The 3222-nt window shown below is 70.5% G+C and carries 3 protein-coding genes and 1 pseudogene; 2 read left to right on the top strand and 2 right to left on the bottom strand.

The genetic code is table 11. The features are described from left to right. Both VFA06_RS21880 and VFA06_RS21885 read left to right on the top strand, forming a co-directional pair. Positions 1-479, top strand: a 479-nt coding sequence (locus VFA06_RS21880) for an NYN domain-containing protein (protein WP_324842541.1), incomplete at its 5' end; no start/stop codon positions are given. 290 nt (positions 480-769) lie between these two features. After that, a complete protein-coding gene (locus VFA06_RS21885) occupies positions 770-1945 on the top strand; it encodes a C40 family peptidase (RefSeq protein ID WP_324842542.1) in 1176 nt (391 codons plus the stop codon). Between the two features lie 33 nt (positions 1946-1978). Here the strand turns inward: VFA06_RS21885 and VFA06_RS21890 are convergent, their stop codons facing one another. Further along, entirely contained in the window at positions 1979-2437 is a 459-nt protein-coding gene (locus VFA06_RS21890) for a GyrI-like domain-containing protein (protein WP_324842543.1), read from the bottom strand. Continuing rightward, positions 2434-3222 (bottom strand): annotated as a pseudogene (locus tag VFA06_RS21895) (hypothetical protein); the annotation flags it as partial. The gene VFA06_RS21890 and the pseudogene VFA06_RS21895, both read right to left, overlap by 4 nt.

Raw genomic sequence — 3222 nt, forward strand, 5'->3', positions numbered from 1 at the left:
TCGACGCGCTGCGTCCGGTTGCTCCCGGAACCGGCGACATCCAGGGCAAGGCCCGCTCGCACGACGACCCTGCGGTTCTAGACCAGCTGCTCGCCCTACCGCGCGCTCATATGATCATCGACGGTTACAACGTCACCAAGACGGCTTACCCGACCCTCTCGCTGCACGAGCAGCGGGTCCGGCTGCTGCGCGGCCTCGGATCGATCGCGGCGCGCACCGGAGCCGAGATCACGTGCGTGTTCGACGGGGCCGAGCTGGGTGGGCCAGTGCCCGTACCGCAGCACAAGGGCGTGCGCGTGCTGTTCTCGCATCCCGGCGAGATCGCTGACGAGCTCATCCGCCGGCTCGTGGCCGCCGAGCCGCAGGGGCGCCCGCTGATCGTCGTCTCGTCGGACCGCGAAGTGGCCGACGGGGTACGCCGCTCGGGCGCCCGTCCGGTGCCTTCGGCGATGCTGGTGCGCGCTCTCGCTCGCGGCTGACACGGCGTGAGTTACCGCTGGCTGCCGCAGTTATCGCCAGTTATCGCGCTCTCAGGTACCCACGCTCTTAACCGCCACTTCCTGGGCGGTGTCCCGACCATGGCGTACTGATCTGATCGAGTGACAGACCGTTGCCCTTAGCGTCACCGGCTCGCTACGTTGCGCATTCGGCCCGCCGAATCGGGGGCGGCCAGAGCGACAGCTCTCTTGGGCGGACGGGCCGCAGCCGAGCGAGAGGAGTGACGCCGATCGTGGCGTCCCACAGACGCGTACGCTGCCGCCCGGGCCTGATGCGCGCCACCGGACTGGTGGCGGCCACCGTCGCCGCGGCCGGCCTGGTGCCCGCGGTAGGCCACGCGGAGCCGGCCCCCGGCTCCGGCGCCAACGATCCGGCCCTCGGCGGCCAAGGCGCGGCGAATGGCGCCCCCGTCAACGCGGGCCTCGAAGCCGCCAAGCAGGAGATCGCGCAGCTCTATCAGCAGGCCGAGGCGGACACGCAGGCTTACGACGCGACCGAGGAACGCATCGCCCGGCTCCAGGCCGCCGTCGCGAACTCGGGAACACAAAGCGCACAGCTGCGTGCACAACTCGCCGCAGCTAGTGGCAGCCTCGGACGCCTCGCGGCCGCGCAGTACCGCACCGCGGGCGTGAACCCGTCGATCGCCCTGGTCTTCTCCGCACATCCGGACAGCTATCTCGCGCGCGCCGGAATGACCGACCGCATGGCTGACATCGAGCGCGAACGCGTCCTTACCGCGCTACGCGCCCAGCAGGCGCTGGACCAGCTCGACCACGAATCCGCCTCCGATCTCGCCGACCTGCGCGCGGCACAGTCGCAGTTGGCCGTGCACCGCGCCGATATCGAGGCCAAGCTCTCCGCCGCGCGCGACCGCCTCGCCGCGCTCGACTCGGCCGACCGCAGCCAGGTGGCCGAGGCGCTCGCGGACGGCGGCGGGCTCGGCTACGGCGGACCAGGCGCCGGCGGGCCCGGAGACGGACTCGGCTCGATGGTCAAGGCGGCCGCTCCCTCACTCAAGTCGCTGGTCTCGGCCATCGCGGCGTCCGCGCAGTCCGTCGCGGCCTCGAGCCCCGGCGCGATCCCCGCCCCCGACGTCAGCCGGGCGATCACGGCCGTCTCAACCGCGTACGCGGAACTCGGCAAGCCGTACGTGTGGGGCGCGACCGGCCCCGGCGAGTTCGACTGCTCAGGCCTCACCCAGCACGTGTGGGCGGCCGCGGGCGTGCAACTGCCGCGCACCTCGCAGGAGCAGGCGGAAATCGGCCCGGGCGTCCCGGTCTCCGACATCCGGCCGGGCGACCTGGTGATCTACTTCTCCGGGCGCACGCACGTAGGCATCTACGTCGGCGAGGGCATGGTGATCCACGCCCCGCGGCCGGGCTCGGTGGTGCAGTTCACCCCGCTCGCCTCGATGCCGATCGACAAGGTGGTCAGGCCGACGCAGTAGCTGCGCCGCGGTGTGGGGCCTCGCGGCCCTCGATCACGCCGGCACCAGCGACCAGAACACGCTCACGCTGATCTGGCCGGTCGACGGATCGGGATCGCTATAGATCTCCCAGCGTGCGCCGGTCACCGCGTACCCGTTCGCCTTGCTCCACGCGGTCACCGCGGCATGGGTCTCGCCGATCGCCGCAATCGGGCCGGTGTGCGTCGCGGTGGCTACCAGCCCGCCCGGGAGTGTCGACGCGACGACGTTCCCGACGGGCTTGAACGGGCCGTTGACCTGGACACCGATTTCGACATTGGGGACATCGTCCTTGTAGAGCATGATGTTGTGGCCCCGCTTGTAGAGCCCTGCCGGAGCGCTGCCGCGCAGAAAGGCCCATACCTCGTCCAGCATCGGCCGCCACGCCTTCGGGAACTGTGCCCACGTCGTGGTCGCGGCGACCACCGCAGTCGGGGTCGGTTCTACGGTCGTGACGGTCACCTCAGCGGTCATGGCGCGGACGATACGCCCTCTGGAGCGACCGCGCGGCGTAGCAGTCGTGCAGCCCACAGTGCCGCGGCTACGAGCATCAGATTGCGGCCGGTCACGAACCACGGCGCCCAGCGTCCGCCGTGCACGAGCCGGGAGAACAGCAGCGGGAACTCGATCTGGGTAAGTGAGATCGCACCGAGCAGAAGCCAACACGGTCCGGTTAACGCACTGTCCGGCAGCGTCAGGCACAGCGCGATGAGCGCCACCACCCACACCAGATACTGCGGGCTGAGCACGCGGCTCGTCACGATCGCGATCAGTACCGCAGTGAGTGCGGCGTCGTAGTACAGCGCCGTCGACCAGCGCCCCGGGACCAGATCCGCGCGCCTGCGCCACCACAGCAACCAGGCGAACCCGGCTACGGTCAGTACCTCGCAGCAGAGCAGGACCGCGCCGATGCCGGGACCGGTGATCTCGAACGCGCCGTACTGGTGTCGGATCACACCCGGGTAGCCGAGATGCCTGGCGATCAGGAACGGCGTCGCCAGCACCGACTCGACCTCCAGGCCGCGGTTTTGCTGACCAGCCAGGAAGCCGAACGCTCCGGGAAATGCGGCCGCGAGCGCGAGCGTGGGCAGCAGCGCGGCGATCCCCGACCAGAGCAGCGCCCTGCGGCCGTCCACGCGCTTGGGCAGACCGATCGCCAGCGCGGCGGGCCAAAGCTTCATGACCGCTCCGAGGCCGATCGCCGTGCCGCGCAGCCGCCATGTCCATGTCGCGCTGCTGGTGGTCATCACCAGGGCGAA

The organism is Actinocrinis sp. (assembly GCF_035653575.1).
Classification (GTDB): domain Bacteria; phylum Actinomycetota; class Actinomycetes; order Streptomycetales; family Catenulisporaceae; genus Actinocrinis.